Below are 22,317 nucleotides of genomic sequence, written 5' to 3' on the forward strand. Positions count from 1 at the left end.
CACCCTTCGGAGGTATGGAGCATGATGACGGAAGAAGCCCTGTATGCACGGCTCAGGGAGGCATTGCGCGATGCCATCGCACGGCACCATCTGGACGAACGCAGCATCAGCCTGAAAAGCCGCGGCCTCACCCCGGAAGAGGCCATAGGCCGGACGGCACGCACGGACTATCCCATCCTCAACGGCAGGGAAGTCATGCTCCAGGCCCGCTTCGGCGGGGCCCTGGGACAGGCCTTCACCAGCGCGCCGGTGGATTTCGAGGGCTCGCTGGCCGATGTGCTGGCACTGGACACGGCGCATGATCCCCAGGCAGGCGGGATGCTGGTGGCCACGCTCAATGCCGTCCTGCGGGCCGTGGGCGACATCGGCAACACGGTCCATTGCCGCGACGACGGGCCGGAGCAGTGCGCGGAACGCTACGCCGCCCTCGTGCGGGAGCGTTTCGGCACGCCGCGCATCGCCCTGGTGGGGTTCCAGCCCGCGCTGCTGGCACGGCTGGCAAAGGAATTCGATGTGCGGGTGCTGGACCTTAATCCCGAGATAGTGGGGACGGTGCGTTCCGGCGTGCTGGTGGAAGACGGCATGTCGGCCTATCAGGGCGTGGTGCGGGACTGGGCCGAGCTGGTGCTGTGCACGGGCAGTACGCTTTGCAATGGTTCGTTCGTCAATTTCCTGGATATCGGCAAGCCCGTGCTGTTCTTCGGCACGTCCTGCGCCGGGGCGGCGCGTATCCTGGGGGCGGAGCGCTTCTGTCCCATGTCGGCCTGAGATCCCGGCCGTCCGGGCCTGAAGGCCGCGTATCATCTGGCCCGCCCGGGTTGTCGGGAAAATGTCGGCTTTCCGACACCATCCCGACAGCCAAGGGGAGCCAGACTGTCGGCATATGCGGAGGTAAGCATATGAGCGACAATGACAGGATACTGTGCCAGGTACTGGAGCAGCAGCTTTCGCTGCGTCTGCGGGAGGCTTGCCGGGGCGTGCTGCTGCATGTTTTGCCTGCCCCCCTGCGGGGCCTGCTGTATATCGCCCAGCGCAGCAGTGCTGCGGGCTATGCCCGGCTGTGGACGGGTGTCCGCGCAGGATGCCGCAGGCAACTGCCCCGAAGGGCGGGTCGCCTGCGGCAGGAAGGGGCCCTGTGAAACGGGCCGGTCCGGTGACGGCGGCGACCGGAACCGGACTGCGCCTTCCGGGAGCTAGAACTTGTAGATGAAGCTCATGTTGACGTTCCAGGCATCCTCGATGCTGTTGGCGCGGTGCCAGCTGCCGTCCTTGCTGAAACCGCCCCAGACACGGGACGACTGGTCCAGCCAGAGGGCTATATAATTGGCTTCCACCAGCAGGCGCAGGTTGTCATAGATCTGGTAGGAACTCATGATGCCGAATTCCGCAGCATAGTCCCGTTGCGTCAGGTAGATGCCGCCGTTGGTGTTGACGTTGTTGAAATCCGAAGCCGTGCCGTACAGGCTGCGGCCCGCATGACCGGGGACGTCCAGCTCTCCCTTGATGTAGCGGGCCATCCTGGGGGCGTTGGTCCCGTTATAGAAGTTGACACGGATGGTGTGGCTGAGCTTGTCGATGAAGCTCAGGTCCCTGATGCGCGCACCAAAGCCCCATGTGCCGGCCAGGGTATAGCCCAGCACGGCATCGCGGCCGATGGTCCAGGTCCCGAGCGTCCCGAAGCCGGAAAATCCGCTGGTGCATTCGTTGTTGTAATCGAAGGACGGCAGCCGCTCGGAACCGTTCGTCGGATCGTCGTCATCACCGCTGCTGTACCAGGCATAGATGCCGGGCGTGCCCCAGGCCAGCCGGTACTCGGCCAGCAGAGAGGCATACCAGCCGCTGCGGTCCAGGGCCTCCTCACCGGAGTTGAAGCTGCCGTAGTTGACGCTCCAGGCCAGGCGGAAGGGATCGGCAGCCGTGATCTCGCCGGTCAGACCTGCCCAGAACGCCGTTCCGTAGGCATTGGCCGAGGTCCCGTCCGCCTTGCGGGCGGGCAGGGCATACCACGAAGGCCCCATGCCCGAACCGTAGCCGCTGCCATAGTAATCATCGCCGGAGCGGAAGGCATTGGTGCCCACCATGCCCAGCATGGCCCAGGGGGTCAGGCGTACCCCTTCGAAGGTCAGGGGCAGCAGCAGGCCGAACACGTCCACGTTGTCCAGGTAGCGGTTCGTCCCGTCTGTCCCGCCGCTCCAGTTGTCATTGAACGGCCGTGCCCAGAACGCCGTCACAGCGGCATGGTCACCGAGAGGGGCGGAGACGTTGATGCCTGCCACGTCGGCATCGAAGACCTGCGAAGCCTCGGAGGCGTAGTCCGGCAGGAAGATGCGCTGGATGCCCATGCGGGTCTTGACGGCCGTACCGGGGACGACCCAGTCCAGATAACTGTGCTTTATCTTGACGATGTTCCCGTCGGCACCCAGAGCGCCGCCCTTGGCGGAGCGGCCCCAGGTGGCGGCACCGATCTCGAAATAGACTGTCCCCGAAAGGCTTTCCGAAGCGATGGCCTCCAGCTGCAGGCGGACACGTGTCTTGGCCTCGAATTCATCCTCTCCCCAGCGTCCCCAGCCGGTCACATGATGGCCGTTACGGTCATTTTTGACGAAATTCCCCCCTCCGCCGTATTCGAGCATATTGATCCATACGCCCCTGGCCTTGAAGTCCACGGCCTGGCCCTGCTGCGCTCCCCCCAGAAGCAGACCGGCCGCAAGAAAAAGGATGGCCAGATGTTTTTTCATGTTCCTCACTCCTTTGACAATGGGTTGTCATGCTGTTTTGCCGTTTTGGGGATCGCAAAGATATTTCCTGACCAGGTCAAGGAAGATTTCGTATTCCCTGGAAAGGACCGTGTTGCGTTTTTTGATATAGCCAAAAGAAAGGCATTTCCCGCAACCGTCTATGGGGATGTCCCGTATGGCATACTTCCTGAAAGAATCATTCATCAGACGGATGCCGAAGCTGCAGATGTCCGTGTGCAGCAGCATCTCGATGATCTGGTTGTCGCTGTTGGTGGAGAAAAGGCTTTTGAAGTCGGCTGCCTTGGCCATGCCGACGCTGATCCTGTCCAGATGATGCTCTATGGAGAAGAAGTCATTGACAGGCTGGATGAAGCTGTTGTCATCAAGATCCGCGAAACTGATGCTTTTGCGGTCATACAGGGGATTTTTGGGACCGACATAGATGCAGGGCTCGTGCTGCGAGATCTCGATGAACTCGATGTCCTTGTGGGCAAGGACATGGGAGAAGCATTTCTGCTGGTCCCTGGAAAAGTAGACGATGCCGATATCGGAAATGCCGGTATGGACATTGTCCACGATATCCTCCACCGTCCCTTCCAGAAATGACATCTTGTATTCATCATGGTTTATGGTGTTGTACAAAAAGCAGAACAGCCGTGAGATCATGGTGGATGGATAGCAGGATATGTTGATCTTCTTGTATTTTTTCTGCCGTCCCATCTGCTTCATGAGGCGGACGTTCTGCAGCACGGTGTGGGCCTGGCCGTAGAATTCCCTGCCCGCCTCCGTCAGGGAAACACCGCGGTTGGAGCGGACGAACAGCGTGACCCCCAGCTCTTCTTCCAGCATGCTGATATTTTTGCTCACGCTGGATTGCGAGGTGTACAGGGTCTCGGCGGCACGCCGTGTGCTGCCGAAATCCGCCGTGGTGACAAAGTGTTCGAGTTGGCGCAGTTCCATGCTGGTGCCTGCCGGAAGGGCGTGTAGGGTGTGTGGAAAGGGCGGCCTGCCCGGGCAGGGAGGCGCCGGCAACGTTTTTTCGTGCCGCTGGCAGGGCTGCGGCGGGGCATGCCGCATGCCCGTGGCCTGCCCTCCCGGAGCGCGGGCGCCGTCCGGGAAAGCGGGCATGGGGGCATGGGCCGGGAAGCTCCCGGCCTAGCCGTAAGCCACCAGGGGCGTACCGGCCTTCACGGCCAGCGAGACCGTTATGTACAGGACGATGCCGTCCTTTTCGGCCCGGTAGCAGTCGATGACACGCCCGAAGATGTCACATACGGTCCCCAGTGTCTCTCCCCGGCTGACAGGGGCGCCGGGGGTGACGTCCGGGTACCAGCACCCCTGGTCCTTCGCCGTCAGGTAGACGGCATCGCGGATCTCGCGCTGTTCCCGGTGCGGCAGTCCCGCCAGGGGCGCCAGCAGCTGCAGATGGGCCAGCAGTGCCCGGATGTCCCGCTTGTAGGCGTCCACCTCGGCCCGGGACCAGACACCGTTGCCGCCCCGTTCGATGAGCAGGGAGGGCACACCGCGCAGGGCGGCGGAGTTGTAGGCCCCTGTGGTGGCCGACGAGAGGACGCGTACGTCCACATCCAGGACCTGGGCAGCCTCTCTTGCCCTGCTTGTGACCTGCTCCCCGGCCACGCCGGGGATGAAGACGAGGGGGTGCATGCTTTCGTGCAGGTCCCCGCCGTGCATGTCGACATAGAAATCGGCGTCGTCCTGCAGGCCGGTGATAAGGTGGGCCAGCCGTTCGGCCCGGCTGCCGTCAGCCCTGCCCGGGAAGACCCGGTTCAGGTTTTTGCCGTCTTCCGCCACGATCTCGGGCAGGCGCTCGGTGAAGCCCGAAGTATTGGCCAGAGGCACGATGGTCAGCCGTCCGGCCACGACATCGCCGTCCAGCTCGGAAGCCAGTTCTATGGCTGCCTGTATGCTGCAGTATTCGCACCCGTGCACGCCGGCGGTGAGCAGCACGCGCGGCCCCGGCCTGTTGCCGTGGATGGTGGTCACGGGCAGGGCAAGGTCACGGTCGCGGAGCAGGGTGGTCGTTTTCCGTCCCGGGGCGGGCTCCGCCCGTGAAGCTTGATGAAGATCCATGCGGGTCTCCTGTGTCGGGATAAGGTTCAGCGGAGGGCCGCGCTGTCATGCCTGAAAAAAGGCGCGTTGCGCAGCCGGGGCCAGTAGCGCAGCAGGAAGAACGACCTGCCGGCGTAAAAGATCAGGTACGCGCCCCACAGGCCGTGGTTGCCCCAGAAAGGGACAAACGCCAGCCAGGCCAGGCCGAACGCCGCAAGGGCCTGCAGGGTGGAGAGGAAGACCGGGCGGGTCAGGCTGCTGCCCGTGAACAGGCCATAATAGGTCAGGCCCAGGGCCGCGCATGCCGGGAAGCATATGCCCCAGTCCGCGTACCGTCCCGCGGCTGCCAGGACTTCCGGCAGGTCGGTGAACAGACGCAGCAGGGACGCGTGCCCCAGGGCATAGACTAGGGTCATGCCCAGCAGGAGCGCCAGGGACCAGCGCAGGGTATGGCGCCGCGTCCTTTCCAGCATGGCGGCACAGCCCTGTCCGGCGGCCTTGCCGGCAAACACGCTCGATGTATTGGCGATCCCCTCGAAAACATAGGAGAATATCAGCATGATCTGGAGGATGACGGCATTGGCCGAGATGGTCAGGGTCCCGAAAGACGCCGTGGTGATCATGAAGATGTTGGTCTGGGCCAGCAGGCAGACCGTACGCAGGAACAGATGGCCGTTGACCCGTGCCATGCGCAGCATTTCCCCCGCATGCACAAGGCTGGGGAGCGGCGCGGGGAGGGGGGGCAGGGCCCTGCGCATGGCGGCCAGCCCGGTGATGGTGGAGAACAGGCAGGCCAGCACCGATGCCGCGGCCACCCCCGGCACCCCCCAGCCGAACAGACTCACGAACAGCAGGTCGAGCAGCATGTTGACCGCATTGCCGCCTATCTGCATGAACAGGGAGGCCCTGATGCGGGCCTGCCCCATGAGCCATCCCAGTATGGCGTAGTTCAGCAGCGTGAGGGGAGCCGTCCAGATCAGGATATCGTAATAGGTTCCGGCTACTTCTCCGGCGGCCGGATCAAGGCGCAACAGGAGCATGGCACCGGCAAGGATGGCATCCCGGCACAGGAGGATGCCGGTGCCCAGCAGCAGGGCCATGATGCCCGGCAGAAGAAAGGCCTTCCAGGCGGCCTCCGTATCCCCGGTGGCCAGGGCCTGCGCGCTGAACCCCGTGGAGCCCACGCGCAGGAAGCCCAGCAGCCAGTACAGGGTGTTGAAGATGACCGCCCCCACGGCCACTCCCGCGATATAGGCGGGGTCGGAAAGGCGCCCCATGACGGCCGTATCCACGGCGCCGATGAGCGGTTGCGTCACCGTGGAAAGGATGAAGGGCAGCAGCATGGCCGCATATTCCTTGCGGGAAGGGCCTGGCACGGTGGCGGCCGTCTGCGCGGGGGCAAAAGGCACGGAGTCGCTCCTTTCCTGCTCAGGCGATGGCCGCGTAACGTTCCTGTCCGGTGCGGGCCGTACCGCTGCCGTGTTCCACACCGATGCCCATGACGGACTCCAGCAGCTTGCGGGCATAGTCGTTGCGGATCATGGCGATGCGGCGGATATCGTCCACCTGTTCCACGATGGTGCCGTCATTGATGAAGACGACCCGGTCGCACAGATAGGTGATGCTGGTCAGGTCATGGGTGATGAACAGGTAGGAAAGGCCCAGATCCCGGCGCAGGCCGATGAGCAGATCCATGATCTGTACCTGGGTGGAGGCGTCCAGCGAGCTGATGGCCTCGTCCAGAAGGAGGATGCGCGGCCGGATGGCCAGGGCCCGGGCGATGCATACGCGCTGCAACTGCCCCCCGCTCAGTTCATGGGGATAGCGTGAGATGAAGGCGGCCGGCAGCCCCACCTGCTCCAGCAGTTCGCAGGTCCGGGCGCGGCGATCCATGCGCCGGCCCGTGCCGCGCTCCAGGGCCCGCAGGGATTCTCCGATGATGTGCTCTACCCGGAAGCGGGGATTGGCCGAAGAGGTATAGTCCTGAAAGACCACGGAAAGGCTGTGATGCAGGGTGGACGCCTCGCGGGCGGAACGTCTGGCGTACAGATCAAGGCCGTCGATGCGCACCGTGCCCCGCTCCGGTCTGAGCAGCCCGGCGAGCACACGTCCCAGAGTGCTCTTGCCGCTGCCCGATTCGCCGATGATGCCCAGGCATTCCCCCTCGCGGAGGCTCAGGGATATGCCGCGCAAGACCTGCTGCCGTTCCCGGCCGAACAGGCTTTTCTGGTTCTCTTTTTTGAAGGAGACATGGATGCCGTCTGCGTGGAGCAGTGTGTTCATGCGGGTATCCTCCCCGGGACAGGGGCGTGCAGCGCATCCAGAAAGCGGTGCATGACGGCCCTGTGCTGTTTGATGAGGTGTCGGGTATAGGTGTCCGTGGCGTTGTCGAAGATCTCCTGCGCCGTACCGCTTTCCACCGCCTTGCCGTCATGCATGACGATGACCTTGTCAGCGATGAGCGACAGCACGCCGAGATCGTGCGAGATGAAGATCATGGAGACTTCCCCCCGCCGCTTGATACGCAGAAATTCCTGCATGATGGCGTACTGGCTGATGGAGTCGATGGCTGTGGTGGGTTCGTCGGCGATGATTAGCGAAGGCTGCATGCAGATGGCCAGTCCGATCATGACGCGCTGCAGCATGCCGCCCGAAAGCTGGTGCGGATACTTGCGCAACACGTCCGCGGGGTCGTGGATGCGCATCAGGCGGAGGATGGCCTCCATCCTTTTTTGCAGGGCCCTGCCGTTCAGGGCGGTGTGCTCCTGCAGGGTCTCGGCCATCTGCTCCCCGATGCGGTACAGGGGATCGAAGCAGGACATGGGATTTTGCAGGACCATGCTGATCTTGCCCCCCCGCAGGCGGCGCAGCTGTTCCGCTGTCTGGCTCAGCAGGGGCCTGCCCTCGAAGCGGGAACTGCCGGTGACCTGGAAGTTGTCGTCCAGCAGGCCCAGCAGGGCCTTGCAGGTCATGCTCTTGCCGCTGCCCGATTCTCCCAGGATGCCCAGGCATTCGCCCCTGGCCACGGAAAAGGAGACCCGGTCCACCAGCTGCACCAGACGTTTTCCCTGCCGGAAATGCACGGACAGGTCCCTGACGGTGAGGATGGCATTCATTGGCGCACCGCCTTGGGATCAAGGGCATCGCGCAGGCAGTCGCCCAGCATGTTGAAGGCCCCTACCAGCACCACCACGGCGATACCGGGGACGATCATCTGTTCGGGATTGGAGACCATGACGTTCTTGGCCTCGTTGAGCATGGCACCCCATTCGGGCACGGGGGCCTGGACGCCCAGCCCGAGGAAGGAGAGGGTGGAGATGTTGAGGATGGCCCAGCCCGTATCCAGCGAGGCCAGCACGGCCAGTTCCGCGGCGATGCAGGGCAGCATGTGCCGCGTGAGGATGTAGAAGTTCCCCGAGCCGATGCTGCGGGAGAAGAGCACGAAGTTCATGCCCGTGTACTTGATGGTGGCGGTGCGGATCATGCGGGCGTACCAGGCCCATTTGATGAAGATGCTGGCAATGACCACGTTGCGGATGTCCACGCCCAGCAGGGCGACCACGGCCAGGATGATGATCTGGCTGGGGAAGGAGAGCATGACGTCCACCACGCGCATGATGACCTCGTCCACCGTGCCGCGGAAGTAGCCGGCGGTGATGCCCATGATCACGCCCAGCCCGATGGTGCCCAGCATGGTCAGCAGGGAAAGGAAAAGCGTGGGCCGTATGCCGAAGAGCATGCGCGAGAACACGCAGCGTCCCAGATGATCCGTGCCCAGGGGATAGTGCCAGGAAGGGCTGTCGAATTTGTTGAGGATGTCGTTGGCGTAGGGATCGTTGGGTGCCACCCACGGGGCAAAGATGCCCAGCAGGGCCGTGACCAGGACGATCCCCATGCACAGCAGCGCCATGGGATTCTTGAAAAGTTGTTGCAACATTTACGCTTTCCTTTCGCGCAGGCGCGGGTCGGCCACATACTGCAGGATGTCGAAGAACAGGTTGAAGAAGACGAAAAGCACGCCTACCAGCAGCACATAGGCCTGGATGACCGGGTAGTCCCGGTTGAAGATGGAGGCGATGCACAGGCGCCCCACCCCCGGCCAGGCGAACACGTTCTCCACCACGATGGTACCGGCGATGAGCTGCGGGATGCTCATGCCGATGGCGGTCACGCAGGATTGCAGGGAGTTCTTCAGGATATGGCGCACAAGGATGCTGCGCTGCTTCAGGCCGCGGGCCCGGGCATAGAGCACATAATCCTCGCGCATGTTTTCCAGCATGTTGTTGCGGATCAGGCGGATATAGGTGGAGATATAGCTCAGCGCCACGGTGAAGGCCGGCAGGATGAGGCTGGAAAAGCCGCCGTAGCCGCTGGTGGGCAGCAGGTCCAGCCTGATGCTGACGATCCAGATGAGCAGCAGGCCCACCCAGTAGACAGGCATGGCCGTGGTGGCAAAGACCACGCCGCGCATGATGCGGTCGAACCACGTGTCCTTGTAGACGGCGCTCAAAAAACCGATGGGCAGGCTGAGCACGATGACATAGACCAGCGAAAGCCCGGCCAGTTCCAGGGTGGCCGGCAGACAGCGGCCTATCTCGCCCAGCACCGTCCGCGCAGGGTTGGTGTAGCTCACGCCCAGGTCGAAGTGCAGGCAGTCCCAGAGCCAGTGGGCATAGCGCACCAGAAATGGCTGATCCAGGCCCAGTTCCGCACGGGTCTGGGCGATGAGTTCTTCCGTGATGATGGGGGTCTGGCGGATGCGCAGGGCCACCTCGGCAGGGTCGGAAGGGATGAGGTTGATGAAGACGAAGCACAGGAAGGAGATGCCCAGCAGCAGGGGCACGGTGGCCAGCAGGCGCATGATGATGTAGTTTTTCATGAGGCGATCCGGGCGGGAAGGCAGGGAAGGGCTGGCCTGTGGCGGGATAGCCCTTCCCTGCGGGGACTTGCGTCCCGCTATTTCCCTTCAAAGTACATTCTGGTGAACGGCACTTCGTACTGGGTCTGGTTGAACCCCACCCCCTTGAGGCGCTTGGTGAAGAGCGCCTTGTTGGTCTCGTAGGTCAGGGGGATGTAGATGGCGTCCTCATGCAGATGGGTCAGGGCAAAGGTGAAAAGCTCCTGCCTGCGGACCGGGTCGGTGGAGGACATGATCTCCGTGATGGCCGCATCGATCTGGGCCTTGTCGGGCAGGGAGAGCTGGGCGGCATAGTCGCCGTAGACGCGCTGGCGCATGGCGGCCATGGAAGACTGCGGGTCGTAAGGCATGCCCCAGCATATGTTGAAGATCATGTCGAACAGGCCGTTCTTCATGTTGTCGCGATAGGACTGTTCTTCCTCGCCGCGCAGGCTCACCCTGATGCCGAGCTTGCCGTATTCATGCTGCAGGTATTCGGCGATGGTCTTTTCCGTCACGCTGTTGCTGTTGTAGAGCAGCCCCAGCTCCATGCGTTTGCCGTCCTTCCGGCGAATGCCGTCGGAGCCGGGTTTCCAGCCGGCCTCGTCCAGTATCCTGGCGGCTTTGGCCATGTCATATTCATAGGGCTTCAGGTCGATGTCGCAATAGGGGACGCTGCGGGCATACAGCGTGTCCGCGGGGAGTTCGGTATTGTGGAACACGCCCCTGGCGATGGCGACGCGGTTGGTGGCATGCTGCAGGGCCTTGCGGACATGGATGTCGGCAAGTACGGGATTCTGGCCGTTGAGGACGATGTGCCGGGTGGAGGTGGGGGCGGAAAGGGCGACGCCGAATCCCTTGCTGTCCCTGTATTTGTTCAGGGCATCGGCATCCAGCATGTTCTTGCCCCAGATCAGGTCGATCTCGCCTTTTTCCAGGGCCAGGATGCGCGTCTGGTTGTCAGGGATGACCTTGACCACCACACGCTTGATCCTGGGCTGTTCGCCCCAGTAGGTCTCATTGGCCTCGAACACGGTGTATTCGTCCGTGACGACCTTGGTCAGCTTGTAGGGCCCGGTGCCCACATAGGCTGTCACGCCGTCCTTGGTGGAGCCGTTCTTCATGGCCTTGGGCGAGATGATGGCAAAGGGGCGGGTCACGCCCAGTTCCGTGAGCATGGGCCAGTAGGGGGCTTTCATGAAGATGCGGAATGTATGGGCATCGGGGGCATCCACCTTTTCCAGCAGATGCATCATCTCCAGCCAGGTATGGCGGGCGCGGTTCTCAAGGATGGCGTCGAAGTTGGCCTTGACGGCAAACGCATCGCACGGGGTCCCGTCGGTGAACGTGACCCCCTTGCGGATATGGAAGGTGTAGACCTTGCCGTCGGCGGAGATATCCCAGCTTTCGGCCAGGCAGGGCTTGTAGCCGTCGGCCGTGATGTCCACCAGGGTCTCGAAGAGCATTTCCTGGGCGTACATCTCACCGGCATACAGGTGAGGATTGAGATCCCGGACATCCCGGTAATTGACGAAATTCAGGGTGTCGTCCGCGGCCCGGGCATCAAGGCCGGGCAACAGGAACGCCCCCGCCAGGGCCAGGGACACGGCCAGTTTGCCGAATGTGGAATGAATGGTCATGCAGTCCGTCCTTCGTTTTGGAATAGAATTTTATTTTCATTTCCACAATACCTATGCCACAGACTGCCGATGCCGCAAAATACTTTTTTCCCATTGCCCGTGATAGGAAGGGGGAATCACCCCCGGGTGCGGCGCATGGGGCCCCGGCGGGGCCGTTCTCCCATGCGGCAAACAGGCATGTGAGGAGAGCACGGGCTGCCTGGCGTCCTCATGCCCGCGCAGGGGTCGGGGAAAGCGGCCTGTCGGCGCAGGATCATACGGCAAGGCCATGCGGCGCGGGCCCTGTTGCCCTGTGGTGCGTCCCCGGTCACAGGGGATAGTCCGCAGCGGGTGAACCACCGCTTTCAGCCATGTTCGCCAGCTTGCGCGGGCTGCGGTACAGACGGGTCATGGCATGGACCGTTTTTTTGACCTCCCTGCGCAGCCAGTCAGGAGCCAGCACCTGGGCCCGGTCGCCAAAGCCCAGCACCCAGGAAAGGCATTCCGCCTCGTTGTGTGCCTTGATATGCAGCGTGACGGAACCATCGTCATGGGGCTCACAACGCTGATCCCGGCTCCAGCGGCGTTCCGCGGCGTAGGTGGCGGCCTCAGGGGCAAAGCGTACGCTGACAGCGAAAGGCTCTTCTTCCGTTGCCATGATCCCCAGTCCCTCGCCGGACGGTGCGGGGATGTCCGGCAGGGCGACGGAGCTGCGTCCGGTGACGCGGCAGGCGGTGATGCGATGCAGTGCCAGCAGGGTGGGGTCATGGAACAGGCGTTCCACCGGCCCTTCATCCGTGACCATATAGCCCTGCACGAGCAGGCTCTCGCGGTAGGCCAGCAGGCGCAGCGGCGCATACTGCCAGGTCTTTTCCTGCCGGTGCAGGGCGGCACGGTAGCTCACGGTACAGATCTGGCGTTCCCGCATGGCCCCGGTCAGACAGTCCAGCGTGGCCGCGAAGGGCCCGTAGTCGATATGGCCCTTGCTCAAGCGCCCGCCGATACCGCCGGGCGGCAGGCTTTCCGTGTCCGGCAGCAGGGCGGCCGCCTGATACAGACTGTCACGCATGACCCGGTGCATGTCGTCCGGCAGGAAGTGCAGCAGCAGTTCCCGGCAAAGGGCCAGCTGGCGCAGCCCCTCGGCATCGAGGCTCGTACAGGGGCGGTGCCTGGGTCTGTCCAGGCTGTAGGCCACCTGACGCCCCAGCTGATGCCGGACGATCTTGCCGAAATGGGAGCTTTCCAGCTGGTCGATGAGCCGGGTCACGGACTGCTTGGCGCAGTTGAGGAGCCGGGAAAGCTCCGTGAGCCGTACAGGCTGGGACGATGTCAGCAGCAGGGTGTAGAGCGAGAGCATCTTTTCCGCCGGGCGGCTCTCTGACCATTTTTTTCCCATAAGGCCTCCTGTAGCCTGTCTTGCCTCGTTTCGGGTGAGGCGCTGTTGCCGGGAAGGAGCCTTTTCCTTCCCGGCAGAGTATGCCCATCATGCGGGACGGGGATCAGTCGTCTTCTCTTTCCTCTTCGTCCTCGTCCTCTTCCTCCTCGATCCTGCGGAGTTCTTCCAGGTTTTCCCTGGCAGCCGCTCTGACGCCGGGATCAGTGTCGGCAAGGAGCCTCGTCAGGATGGCGGCATCCTCGGTCGTATACCCCGCCAGCTCCATACGCACGGCCGGATCAGGGAAGGAAAGCAATGCTTCCAGAACGGCATGCCGGACTTCCTGGTTGGGGATGTCTTCCACGTGCCTGGCAAGGTTGATGAGAGCCGAGGTGGAGACCGTAAGCAGGGCAGGGATCTCGTCCAGCCGCAGGCTCCGGAAGGCGCTGCTGTTCAAGGTCAGACCAAGCCGGAGCCGTTCGCCCACCGGGATGGCGATGGCATCAGGCAGGGCGCTGTTGGCAGCCAGGGCCTGCAGAACACGCATGTCGGGATGCTGGCGCAGGTGCAGCCATAAGGCATCACGTCTGGCAGGGGACATGCGTTGTTCCGAAAGATCGCCTTCCAGCAGTTCGATCCAGTGCGCCAGACGGCGCAACATGAAGACATCATCGGCCTCGATGATGTCTTCTGCCTGTTTGTCCGTCAGATTCCTGATGAAATCCATGCCATCCACCAAGGCGCGCCGGACTTCCAGATCACCGGATGCCCAAAGGCGGTCCCTGTGCTCCGTTTCCAGAGCAGATCCGTCGAGCAATTCTATGGCCAGGGACGGGATATGGAGTTCCAGCAGGGCGGAAACAAGGTCCGGGTAGCCGCCCCGTCGTCCCAGGGCTCTGGCCAGACCGAGCAAAAGGTCATGGCCGATGGGGAATTCCGGGCTGTTTTCATGCAGACGCAGATACATCATGTCGTTCTCCTTGGTTAAGATCATGGGCAGGGGCCTGTCTGGATGTCCGGCGGCAGGCCGTTTTTGTCCCTTTGTGCCGGGGAGGGGCCGCATCACGGTGATCCGGGCATCCGCGGTTGGCCCTGCGGGGGCAGGCAAAAGACCACCGGAGCCTGTTCCGTACGGGAACGCTCTGTCGCAGGGGGGCAGACGGACCTCCTGATAGGGGCAGTATGCAGGTATAGTGTTCCATAATATGGAGACTATGAAAAAATATGTGTTGGTAAAAATAATATGCCGATTTCCTTTGTGTTGCCGTCTTGCGGAACAGGGGAAAGAAGGGGCAGCCAGCATGGTGCCGGTACGCATGACGGTATCTGGTCTGCATGTGGTTGCCGGCTCCGGCCTGCCGGGCGCTGCCGGTCGAGCCGCGCTTCCGTGCAGGAACCGTCCATGCGGGACAGGCTGACAGGTATCGTCCGCTGTGGACGGACCGGGCCGCGGCCGGAGGGGCTGCTGCCCCATGTCCGGCTCATGCGGGGGGCGTACGCTGTTCCCACAGGAGCAGGCGTTCCCGGGCAGCCGCGCAGACCCGCAGGTCCGTATCTTCGCACAGATCCATGAGGACGGCGTGGAAAAGACGTTTGTCCTCGCTGAGGCAGAGATCTGTACCGCCACGCCCGGCCAGCGCCTGACGGACAAGGGGATCTGGATGGCGGGCCAGATAGCGGATGACATTTTTGCGTACGCCGGGCTTTTCGATGCCCCCGATCTCGCCGATGAGCTGGAGCAGCAGGGTATGCGCCGCTTTGAAGAGCAGCCCCAGCTCGCTTTGCTGCAAGCGGCTGAACGCGGTCGTGCAGAACGGCAGGTCCTGCCGGAATCGCTCGCCCACGGAAAAGGCGTAATCCGGCGATATATGGGGATTGCAGGCCAGCGCCTCCCGGACACGCATGTCGGGATGCTGGCGCAGGTGCCGCCACAGCCTGTCCAATAGGGGGTCAGCTTCGGGCAGGAGGGGTTGCACTTCCTCCCTCATGCACAGGGCAAGCTGCCACAGCATGGGAACGTCGTCGGCTTTCAGGATGTCACGGACCTGCCCGGCATCCAGGTGCTGGATGAAGTGCTGTTGGCCCAGCAGGGCCCGGCGCACCTCCAGCCCTCCCGAGCTCCAGAGGCTGTCCATCTGCTCGCAGGACAGGCAGGCGGTGGCGATGATGGTCTCGGTCAGGGAGGGGATCTCCAGCGCCAGCAGCGCATCAGCCACTTCCCGCTGGCAGGGGGCAAGGGAGGCCGCCAGGGCGGCCAGCTGCCTGTAGGTGAGCGGAAGATGCTGCCCGGACGTGGCGAGCCGCAAGGAAGCGCCGCCCTTCACGGCATGATCGCTCCAGACCGGCATGGCAAATATGTCCTGCCTGGCGGCCGATCCTTCCGGCGGGACATCCGAAAAAAGCATCGGGCCGTACGGGCGCAGGGGATGGGAGCGGTGCCGTGCCATGCCGGACAGCTCCAGACGGACGACAGGATCCTTATGGTCCAGCACTCCCTGGATGAAGGTCCTGCGCACCTTCCCGTCACGGATGCACGGCACGAAAGGGAGCGCTTCGACCAGCCGCTGATAGGGGCCCTGGAGCAAAAGGCCCACGTCCTCCTGACGAAGATCGCGGAAGGTCGTCCGGCAGAACGGCAGATGCTGGCGTATCCTATCGGCAAAAGAGATGGCAAATGCCGGAGGAAGGGCGTCATTGCCGGCCAGCGCTTCACGGATGCGCATGTCGGGGTGCCCGCGCAGATGCCGCCACAGCTTTTCGTGTGTGGCCCGGGAAAGGCGGTAGGGGGATTGGGCTCTTCCCGGAAGGAGGGTGGCCAGGCGGCAGAGCAGCGGGACGTTCCCGGTCGTGAGGATATCCCGCGCCTGGCTTTCAGTCAGGCCGATGAGGAAACCGTCACAGTCGAGCAGGGCCTGCCGGATCTCCTGGGGGCCCTGCCGCCAGAGAAAGTCCCTGTGCCTGGTCTCCAGCCGGCAGGTGTCCATCAGGTCCAGGACCAGGGAGGGGGGAGCCTGCTCCAGTAAGGAGGACAGCGGCTTCATATAGGGACGCCGCCGCAGGGATGTGCCACGCGTCATCCCGGGCCGGACACTGTCTTTTCCGCTGGTGTCCCGGCAGTGCACCACATGCTGCCGCCGGCAGGGCTCCTCCCTGGGGCAGCAGGGGCAGATCCCGGCAGTATTTCGTGAATCTTGGGGGTGCTGAGGCGTCATATCCATCCTCCTGTGCAGGCGCCGGGCTTGATGCAGGCGCTGCTGGCAGCAGTATGGAGGCGCATCGTTCCAGATCGTGAGATCAGTGCAAAAAAAGTGGAAATGTCCCGCAAATGCCCGGTGTGCGCACGCTGCGGGCAACAGGCAGAGGAGATGGCCACACGGGAGACAGAAGAAGAGAGGCGGAGAGAAAAGCCTGCGCGGGAGCGCGGAGCCCGGCAAACACGAAAGGCGTACCGTGTTCCGGCACGCCTTTCGTGTATCGTCCGCCCCGGAGGTGGCTCCGCGGGGCTACTTCATCTCCTGGTAGAATTCGTCCACGGCCGCCAGCACTTCCAGCGGCGGGTTCCAGCCGATGAGCGTGGCCATGAAAAGGTTCAGGGCCATGCTGACGGGGCTTTCGAAGACCGGTGACAGGTCACGCGGGCGCGCGCCCTTGAGGATCGCCTCCACCAGACCGGCGCTGAAGCGTCCCTCTTCGGCCGCATTGGACTGGGCCACGCTCAGCAGGGCACCGTGGACCACATCCGGTACTCCCAGCTGGGAGAAGGTGGGGATGTGCGCATCGGCCAGAGGTTGCAGCACGTTGCGCATGGCACTGGCCTGCAGACCGACATTATAGGTAAGATAGACCGCTTCGGCCCCTTGCTCCACCAGCTTTTTATGGCAGGCCAGCAGGCGTTCGGAGGCCAGGTCCGTATCCTGGATGTCGAAGGTGTCGGTACAGCGCAGCAGGGTGACGCCCAGTTCCCTGGCGGCATCCTCGATCTCGTTGAGAGCGATGCTGCTGCGGCCTGCCGGGGTATCCTCGTAGGCGATACCGAGCTTTTTGAAGGCGAAGATGTCATGGAACAGCAGGACCTGGCGCTTGAAACGGTCCGGCTCGATGGGAGCTATCAGATTGTCCCGACCCGAATCTTCCACCGAGGGGATGATGCCCGCGTCCACGGCATTGGTCACGGACGAGACGATGACCGGGACAGGCAGGTCCTGTGCGGCAAGATCCTGCCCGGCCCAGGTGCCGAAGGTCAGGACCATGTCCACGTCCTTCTTTTCCCGGATGCGCCGCAGGACGTCCTGGCGCACCTTTTCCCGCTGCCGGCTGTCCCACTCGGCGGAATAGAAGCCGTCCGCCAGAAAGACAAGGCGGTTGCCGCCCGCATGCCGGTGCAGCCATTCCCACATGCCGCGGACCTCTTCGCTGTCTTTGGGCAGGGGCACATGGCCGTTCCTGATCAGACCGCGTTCCTCCAGCCCCAGGGCCAGTCCCTGGAAGATGCGCTGGTAGTCGGAAAAGGGGCCGCCCTCCACATAGATCACCCGCCATGCCTTGTCCCCGGCGGGCCGGTTCTGGTCAGCAGCGGCAAGGGCGCTGTCCCGGAGCAGCAGAGGCAGGAGAAGCAGGCAGACAAGCAGGGGCGCGACGGCGCGTCGTATCGTGTTCATGAAACCTCCGAAAGGAACGTCGTTCCCTGATGGGGAGCGACAGGCCGGGTACCGGGAAGGGATCGTTCCGGCAGGATGTCGTGGACGATGGTCTTGCGGATGTGGGGCATGCGGCAGGTACGGGCCACGGCCCAGTAGGACGGGATGAAGCGGACATGATCCCCCGTCACGGGCGCCTGAGGACAGGCGCTCACGTCCAGGACGGCGTAATTGCCGCTGAAATCGGTGATCCGCCAGTCCGTCCTGGGGAGTGTGAGGCCCTGGACGTCCGTGTGCAGGCTGCCGCAGTCCACCAGCGCCCGGAGGCGTTTTCCCAGGACAGGGCAGTCGGCGGGCAGGCCCCGCCCGTTGTGGACGCTCTGGCGTGGGGGGCGGATGTCCCGTTCCGTCACTTCCAGCACCGTGGCCGTCAGGCGGAAGATGTCCTGCCGGAAATCCCCGCCCAGCAGGGCCTGGTCGCGGTACATGTCCCATCCGAGCAGCAGGGGATCCCCCATGCGGAATTCCATGATGCAGCCGGGCGGCAGATGCGGGCCGTGGCCGTGGCGGCGGGCGAACCAGTTCCAGAAGATGGTCCCGCCCAGGCTGACCCGGTGCAGGGCGTGGCCCAGCAGGTCCCCGGCCCGGGCCGCCAGCGCTTCGAGCCGGGCCATGTTTTCTTCATCCGGGCAGGTACCGTACAGACAGCCCAGATTGACGCCGATGCCCGCCACATGAGCGCCCGGGCCGCGGGCAGCACGCTGCGAGGCGGCGGCCACGGCCCGCAGCAGGGCGGGCGCCTCGTCCTGCGGGATGCCTTCGCGCATGTCGCCGATATCCACCATGAGCAGGGCCTCGTGGTGCAGGCCCGCGGCCCGGGCGGCGGCATCCAGGGCCCGGAAGGTCGCCTCGCAGGAAAAGGAGCTGCGTTCGAACAGACGGACGACATCGTCCGTCCTGTCCGGGGGCGCCAGATTGATCAGGACGCGCCCTGCGCGGGCAGGCGGCTCCTGGCCATAGAGAAGATGCTCCGTCATGTCCGCGATGCCGTGACAGCCATAGCCCTGCCTGCGCAGGAAGGCGACGATCTCCGGGTGGGAGGCCACCATCTTCAGCACGGGCAGGAAGCGGAAGCCCCAGGCCTGTTCCCGGTGCCGCACAAGGCGCAGATTATGGGCCAGGGCATCCAGATTTATTTCCAGCTCAGGCATGAGGCATCTCCGGGGTGAAAGGCGCAAGGAAGGGCAGGCTCCCGGCGGGCGGGGCCTGTTGCAGGAGGCTGTCCAGCAGCAGGGGCTGCATCTCCTGTCCGGCCAGATCTTCATAATGATAGGGCAGCGAGGCCGCCAGGGCGTGGTCGACCCGGCTGTGCCGCAGGGCTTGCCACAGGTCCGGCGAAAGACCGCCGGCCAGCCAGAGGTCCGCGGCACCGGCTCCCCGGCCCGTCTGCCGCAGGGGACCGTCAGGACAGGGCAGGCGCAGGGGCAGCAGTCCCGTGCAGGGCGGACAGGGGCGGAATGCCCCGGTGATGCGTGCCGCCAGACCGTCCGCGCCGCAGTGCCGCAGGGCTGTACAGATGCCCCGGATCATGCGCGGCAGGTAGGAGGTCTGGAAGATGCCCCCGGCACAGCGCAGCCCCCTGGCCGCGGTCACGGTGGTGAAGTAGAGGAAAAGCGAAGGGAGGATGCGCTCTTCCGTCAGGGCCCTGTCCAGGCTGGGGGCATCCAGCGGCAGGCGCCAGCCGTCATTCCGGGCCGCCACCAGCGCACGGAAATCGCGGGCAGGCCGCAGGGCCAGGGCCCGGCCCTTGCCGTCCACGCCCCAGAACAGGAAGGTGCCCCGTTGCAGCCCCTGTGCGTCACCGGTCCAGCAGGCCCGCTGCCCGTTGAGGGCATCCCAGACGGCGGCGGTCAGCGGCGGGTGCAGGAGCAGCTGACGGACAAGGCTGCCCGGCCGTTCAAGATCGGCCGTGATCAGGCGGCCGCACAGCCATTGCATGTCCAGCGAGACCAGCGGCGGGATGTCGCAGGACTCCGGGATGACCTGCCGCCACAGCAGGGCATTCATGAGACTGGCCTGATCCCGGAACGTGCGCTGCGCCAGGACGCGGGGATGCCGGTAGACGGCCTGTACGAGACGGTCCAGGGCATGCAGGTCGTCCGGCTGGCCGGGAAGTCGCGAGGGCAGGGCGATCCCGGCAGCGGTGAACGCCGGACGCACGCTGATGAGCCCGTGCCGGTCCCGCCCCGGCAGGATGGGCAGCCTGCGGCTGTGGAAACCCGCCTCTCCCGGGGTACCTCGCCCCAGCAGGATGCCGCGCGGATAGGCCACGTTGTTGGCCGGGACAGCTCCGCAATTGAACAGGGGCACGGCGTGGCGGCAGCTCATGGCGAACAGCAGGTCGCCCTGGAAGAATTCCGGGTGGAAGTCCACACCGTGATGGTTGGCTGTGAGGGCATGGGAATCGCTTTCCAGTTCACGGCGCAGGGCCCGGCCCAGATCGGGCGAGTACAGCCGGGCGCAGGTCGTGGCGGCCAGCTCCACGAGGTCGTCGGCGGCTTGCGGCGGCCGGGGCAGGGCGGTATCCGCGCCGAAGCCTGCCGCATAGCCCGCCAGCCTTTGTGCCCCCGCCTGCTCGAAGGCAGCCAGTGCGTCCGGGCAGCGGCTGCGGAGCCAGTCCCGGGCGGGGGTCATGCCCGGCCTCCCGTACGCCGGGCCGGACGGACCAGCAGCAGGAAAAGGAGGGAGATGCCCGTCAGGGCGAGGCCTGCCCAGCGGGCGGCGTCGTCCACGCTCATGATGGCCATGACGGCTCCCACGCAGACCGGGCCGATGACCTGTCCCACGCGTTGCAGGGCATCCAGCAGGCTCATGGCCTGATCCACGCCGATGGCCCGGGCTATGTCCAGTTCCAGCAAAAATTCGCTCTGGGCCGGGATGTTGAGACCGGTGGCCAGTCCCAGCAGGATGGAGCCCGCCACCGAAGCCGGCAGGGGAGGCAGTACGCAGAAACAGGCCACGGACAGGGCCGACAGGATGCCGGCCCAGAAAAGGAGCGGGCCTTTGTACAGACTGCTGCCGACCAGCCGGGCGAACAGGGGCCCGCTGTAGATGACGATGAGGCAGTTGAGCATATAGATGCGCCCGATATTGGACTGGGCCACATCGGCCTGCTTGAGGAAGACGGGCAGGAAATAGTTGAGGAAGCCCACGCAGAGCAGGGCCGACGGCAGCAGGGCCAGCAGGATGAAGGCCAGGAAGCGGCGGTCCGTCAGCAGGCGGCGGACCTGCGTCAGCGTCAGCCTGGCGGCCGGGGCCTCCTCCCGGGCATCTGCCTGCTCTTCCCGGCCGCGCAGCAGGCGCAGGGGCACCAGGGCCAGGCAGGCCAGGATGACGGCGGAGATGACGAAAACGGGGCCGTAGCCCAGGCGTTCGGCCAGCATGGCCCCCAGGGCGCTGCCGCACAGGGAGCCGGCATAGACGCCGGCGAACATGTCGGCCAGCCTGCCGTCCCGTACCGTATAGGCCTGGGCCGTGAGCAGGGAGAGGCCGTAGCCCAGCCCCACCAGGGCCCGGGCGGCGATGAAAAGCCAGGGGTTCCAGGCCAGCATGGAGGCCAGATAGCCCAGGGCCATGCAGATGATGCCGGTCATGAGGGGCGGCCGGGCCCCTTTGCGCTTCATCCATGTCCCGGCAATGAGCACACTGAGGCCGGTCATGCCCATTTCGGCGGAGATGGGCAGGCCCAGCAGCACGTCACGCGGGAGCATGCCGGACGTGGTGAGTTCGGCCATGCGCAGGGGGATGAAGGAAATGGTCATGTCCATGGCCAGGATGAAGACGAACATCAGCGGACGGAACAGGGCGCTGCGGTGGGCGTGGGTCTGCGTCGTCCCCTGCAGGCGGGCCTCCAGACTGCGGGAAAGCAGCAGGAACATCTCCACCATGAAGATGAGGGAGATGACCACCAGGGTCAGGATGTCCAGCCCGTTGGCCATGAGGCGTTCCAGCCAGGGGCCGCGCGTGAGGGAGGCTCGCAGCTTCCATCCCTGTTCCGGGGAATCCCCGCTGACGGAGAAGGACGAGGCCAGTTCCAGCAGGGGGAACTCTTCGCCGGACGGCAGGAGCTCCGGGGCTTCCGGGCCTGCGGCATGGCTTGAGGCGTAGGCCTTGCCGGAGGGGGCGATGATCTCCAGGACGAGACCGTCGCCGTGGATTGTGGCGGCCCTGGTCAGGTAGGCAGACAGACGGCTGGTATCATCAAGGGAGACGCCCACCAGCAGCAGGCGGTTGAGGTCCTCGGTCAGGATGGCACCGGTATGCGCGGCGTCGTTCCTGAGCCCCTGCGTGTACTGCCGGCTGACGGCATGCAGGGCCAGTGCCCCGTTGCCCAGCATGAGCAGCAGGAAAACGGTGAGGCACAGGTTGCGGGGCAGGCCGCCGGAACGGCGCAGGCCGAGGCAAAGGGACAAAAGCAGGATCCCCGCCAGGGCCAGCCCTCCCTGAAAGAACAGCTGTTGCCGGAAAAGGCTCCAGAGCGTGTCGTCCAGACTGCGGGAAGGCATCCAGACGGCGATATGTCCCGCGATGCCGCCGGCCCGGTCAGTGACGGGGGCCAGCAGCAGCTCGCCGTCCTTCAGATCAAGGACCGTCTCCCCGTCCGTCTGCGGCAGGCGTCCGCTGATATCCGGCAACGGCGGGAAGCGGCCCCAGTGATGCAGGGCCCTGCCCCGGGAATCCAGCACGGCCAGGGGCATGCCGGCCGCCTGGCCCACACTGGCCAGCAGGCGGTCGACATTGTGGTAGGTATCCAGCTTTTTGCCGAAGCGGATCCCTATGGCCATGCGGCTTTTCAGGGCCGTGGCCGCCACACTGGCCGATGCCTGCGTCCCTTCCCGGGTCGCGGTGCGCAGGGAGGAATAGAGCAGGGCATCGTACAGCAGCAGGCTGCACAGCAGGACAGCGACCCATCCGGCCATGA

Annotated in this window: 18 protein-coding genes; 2 read left to right on the forward strand and 16 right to left on the reverse strand. The window is 64.5% G+C overall.

Features of this window, described 5'->3' with window-relative positions:
* Nucleotides 1-21: 21 nt before the first annotated feature.
* Together DESPIGER_RS01850 and DESPIGER_RS01855 are read left to right on the forward strand one after the other, a co-directional pair.
* The gene (locus tag DESPIGER_RS01850; protein ID WP_231927606.1) at nt 22-768 is read left to right on the forward strand and encodes a Rossmann-like domain-containing protein; all 747 of its coding nucleotides are present in this window, start codon (nt 22-24) and stop codon (nt 766-768) included.
* Between the two features lie 131 nt (nt 769-899).
* On the forward strand, nt 900-1,139 hold the full coding sequence (locus DESPIGER_RS01855; RefSeq protein ID WP_072332301.1) for a hypothetical protein: 240 nt from the start codon (nt 900-902) through the stop codon (nt 1,137-1,139).
* Nucleotides 1,140-1,193: 54 nt separating this feature from the next.
* Here the strand turns inward: DESPIGER_RS01855 and DESPIGER_RS01860 are convergent, their stop codons facing one another.
* The 16 genes from DESPIGER_RS01860 to DESPIGER_RS01935 form a co-directional block, all read right to left on the reverse strand.
* Nucleotides 1,194-2,738: an outer membrane homotrimeric porin gene (locus DESPIGER_RS01860; RefSeq protein WP_072332304.1), complete on the reverse strand. Its 1,545-nt coding sequence runs from the start codon at nt 2,736-2,738 to the stop codon at nt 1,194-1,196.
* A gap of 27 nt (nt 2,739-2,765) precedes the next feature.
* Nucleotides 2,766-3,698, reverse strand: a complete 933-nt coding sequence (locus tag DESPIGER_RS01865) for a LysR family transcriptional regulator (RefSeq protein WP_072332306.1) — start codon at nt 3,696-3,698, stop codon at nt 2,766-2,768.
* A gap of 195 nt (nt 3,699-3,893) precedes the next feature.
* Nucleotides 3,894-4,829, reverse strand: a complete 936-nt coding sequence (locus tag DESPIGER_RS01870; RefSeq protein ID WP_083575248.1) for a M14 family metallopeptidase — start codon at nt 4,827-4,829, stop codon at nt 3,894-3,896.
* A 26-nt stretch (nt 4,830-4,855) separates the two neighbouring features.
* The gene (locus DESPIGER_RS01875; RefSeq protein ID WP_162273846.1) at nt 4,856-6,217 is read right to left on the reverse strand and encodes an MATE family efflux transporter; all 1,362 of its coding nucleotides are present in this window, start codon (nt 6,215-6,217) and stop codon (nt 4,856-4,858) included.
* Nucleotides 6,218-6,236: 19 nt separating this feature from the next.
* On the reverse strand, nt 6,237-7,091 hold the full coding sequence (locus DESPIGER_RS01880) for an ABC transporter ATP-binding protein (protein ID WP_072332309.1): 855 nt from the start codon (nt 7,089-7,091) through the stop codon (nt 6,237-6,239).
* The gene (locus DESPIGER_RS01885; protein ID WP_072332313.1) at nt 7,088-7,924 is read right to left on the reverse strand and encodes an ABC transporter ATP-binding protein; all 837 of its coding nucleotides are present in this window, start codon (nt 7,922-7,924) and stop codon (nt 7,088-7,090) included. The genes DESPIGER_RS01880 and DESPIGER_RS01885 overlap by 4 nt, the downstream gene beginning before the upstream one ends.
* Nucleotides 7,921-8,745 (reverse strand): nickel/cobalt ABC transporter permease, encoded by an 825-nt coding sequence (opp1C, locus tag DESPIGER_RS01890; RefSeq protein ID WP_072332316.1) that lies wholly within the window; start codon nt 8,743-8,745, stop codon nt 7,921-7,923. Before opp1C ends, DESPIGER_RS01885 begins: the two co-directional genes overlap by 4 nt.
* Entirely contained in the window at nt 8,746-9,687 is a 942-nt protein-coding gene (gene opp1B, locus DESPIGER_RS01895; protein ID WP_072332319.1) for a nickel/cobalt ABC transporter permease, read from the reverse strand.
* 77 nt (nt 9,688-9,764) lie between these two features.
* Entirely contained in the window at nt 9,765-11,345 is a 1,581-nt protein-coding gene (gene nikA / locus DESPIGER_RS01900) for a nickel ABC transporter substrate-binding protein (protein WP_072332322.1), read from the reverse strand.
* Nucleotides 11,346-11,652: 307 nt separating this feature from the next.
* Nucleotides 11,653-12,720 carry a helix-turn-helix transcriptional regulator gene (locus DESPIGER_RS01905; RefSeq protein ID WP_072332325.1) on the reverse strand — a complete coding sequence of 356 codons (1,068 nt, stop codon included), beginning with the start codon at nt 12,718-12,720 and terminating at the stop codon, nt 11,653-11,655.
* A gap of 103 nt (nt 12,721-12,823) precedes the next feature.
* Nucleotides 12,824-13,693 (reverse strand): hypothetical protein, encoded by an 870-nt coding sequence (locus tag DESPIGER_RS01910; protein ID WP_231927607.1) that lies wholly within the window; start codon nt 13,691-13,693, stop codon nt 12,824-12,826.
* 487 nt (nt 13,694-14,180) lie between these two features.
* On the reverse strand, nt 14,181-15,740 hold the full coding sequence (locus DESPIGER_RS01915) for a hypothetical protein (RefSeq protein WP_072332332.1): 1,560 nt from the start codon (nt 15,738-15,740) through the stop codon (nt 14,181-14,183).
* Nucleotides 15,741-16,202: 462 nt separating this feature from the next.
* Nucleotides 16,203-17,357 carry an ABC transporter substrate binding protein gene (locus tag DESPIGER_RS01920; protein ID WP_231927608.1) on the reverse strand — a complete coding sequence of 385 codons (1,155 nt, stop codon included), beginning with the start codon at nt 17,355-17,357 and terminating at the stop codon, nt 16,203-16,205.
* Entirely contained in the window at nt 17,354-18,547 is a 1,194-nt protein-coding gene (locus tag DESPIGER_RS01925) for an alanine racemase (protein WP_072332334.1), read from the reverse strand. The genes DESPIGER_RS01920 and DESPIGER_RS01925 overlap by 4 nt, the downstream gene beginning before the upstream one ends.
* Entirely contained in the window at nt 18,540-20,030 is a 1,491-nt protein-coding gene (locus DESPIGER_RS13055; RefSeq protein ID WP_072332337.1) for a hypothetical protein, read from the reverse strand. The genes DESPIGER_RS01925 and DESPIGER_RS13055 overlap by 8 nt, the downstream gene beginning before the upstream one ends.
* The gene (locus DESPIGER_RS01935; protein ID WP_072332340.1) at nt 20,027-22,315 is read right to left on the reverse strand and encodes an MFS transporter; all 2,289 of its coding nucleotides are present in this window, start codon (nt 22,313-22,315) and stop codon (nt 20,027-20,029) included. Before DESPIGER_RS01935 ends, DESPIGER_RS13055 begins: the two co-directional genes overlap by 4 nt.
* Between the last annotated feature and the right edge of the window lie 2 nt (nt 22,316-22,317).

The sequence above is a fragment of the Desulfovibrio piger genome (genome assembly GCF_900116045.1).
GTDB classification, from domain to species: Bacteria; Desulfobacterota; Desulfovibrionia; order Desulfovibrionales; family Desulfovibrionaceae; genus Desulfovibrio; species Desulfovibrio piger_A.

Bases quoted from the DNA above. Each gene is read 5' to 3' on its own strand.
- DESPIGER_RS01850 (WP_231927606.1), top strand. From the start codon at position 22: ATGATGACGGAAGAAGCCCTGTATGCACGGCTCAGGGAGGCATTGCGC.
- DESPIGER_RS01855 (WP_072332301.1), top strand. From the start codon at position 900: ATGAGCGACAATGACAGGATACTGTGCCAGGTACTGGAGCAGCAGCTT.
- DESPIGER_RS01860 (WP_072332304.1), bottom strand. From the start codon at position 2,738: ATGAAAAAACATCTGGCCATCCTTTTTCTTGCGGCCGGTCTGCTTCTG.
- DESPIGER_RS01865 (WP_072332306.1), bottom strand. From the start codon at position 3,698: ATGGAACTGCGCCAACTCGAACACTTTGTCACCACGGCGGATTTCGGC.
- DESPIGER_RS01870 (WP_083575248.1), bottom strand. From the start codon at position 4,829: ATGGATCTTCATCAAGCTTCACGGGCGGAGCCCGCCCCGGGACGGAAA.
- DESPIGER_RS01880 (WP_072332309.1), bottom strand. From the start codon at position 7,091: ATGAACACACTGCTCCACGCAGACGGCATCCATGTCTCCTTCAAAAAA.
- DESPIGER_RS01885 (WP_072332313.1), bottom strand. From the start codon at position 7,924: ATGAATGCCATCCTCACCGTCAGGGACCTGTCCGTGCATTTCCGGCAG.
- opp1C (WP_072332316.1), bottom strand. From the start codon at position 8,745: ATGTTGCAACAACTTTTCAAGAATCCCATGGCGCTGCTGTGCATGGGG.
- opp1B (WP_072332319.1), bottom strand. From the start codon at position 9,687: ATGAAAAACTACATCATCATGCGCCTGCTGGCCACCGTGCCCCTGCTG.
- nikA (WP_072332322.1), bottom strand. From the start codon at position 11,345: ATGACCATTCATTCCACATTCGGCAAACTGGCCGTGTCCCTGGCCCTG.
- DESPIGER_RS01905 (WP_072332325.1), bottom strand. From the start codon at position 12,720: ATGGGAAAAAAATGGTCAGAGAGCCGCCCGGCGGAAAAGATGCTCTCG.
- DESPIGER_RS01910 (WP_231927607.1), bottom strand. From the start codon at position 13,693: ATGATCTTAACCAAGGAGAACGACATGATGTATCTGCGTCTGCATGAA.
- DESPIGER_RS01915 (WP_072332332.1), bottom strand. From the start codon at position 15,740: ATGAAGCCGCTGTCCTCCTTACTGGAGCAGGCTCCCCCCTCCCTGGTC.
- DESPIGER_RS01920 (WP_231927608.1), bottom strand. From the start codon at position 17,357: ATGAACACGATACGACGCGCCGTCGCGCCCCTGCTTGTCTGCCTGCTT.
- DESPIGER_RS01925 (WP_072332334.1), bottom strand. From the start codon at position 18,547: ATGCCTGAGCTGGAAATAAATCTGGATGCCCTGGCCCATAATCTGCGC.
- DESPIGER_RS13055 (WP_072332337.1), bottom strand. From the start codon at position 20,030: ATGACCCCCGCCCGGGACTGGCTCCGCAGCCGCTGCCCGGACGCACTG.
- DESPIGER_RS01935 (WP_072332340.1), bottom strand. From the start codon at position 22,315: ATGGCCGGATGGGTCGCTGTCCTGCTGTGCAGCCTGCTGCTGTACGAT.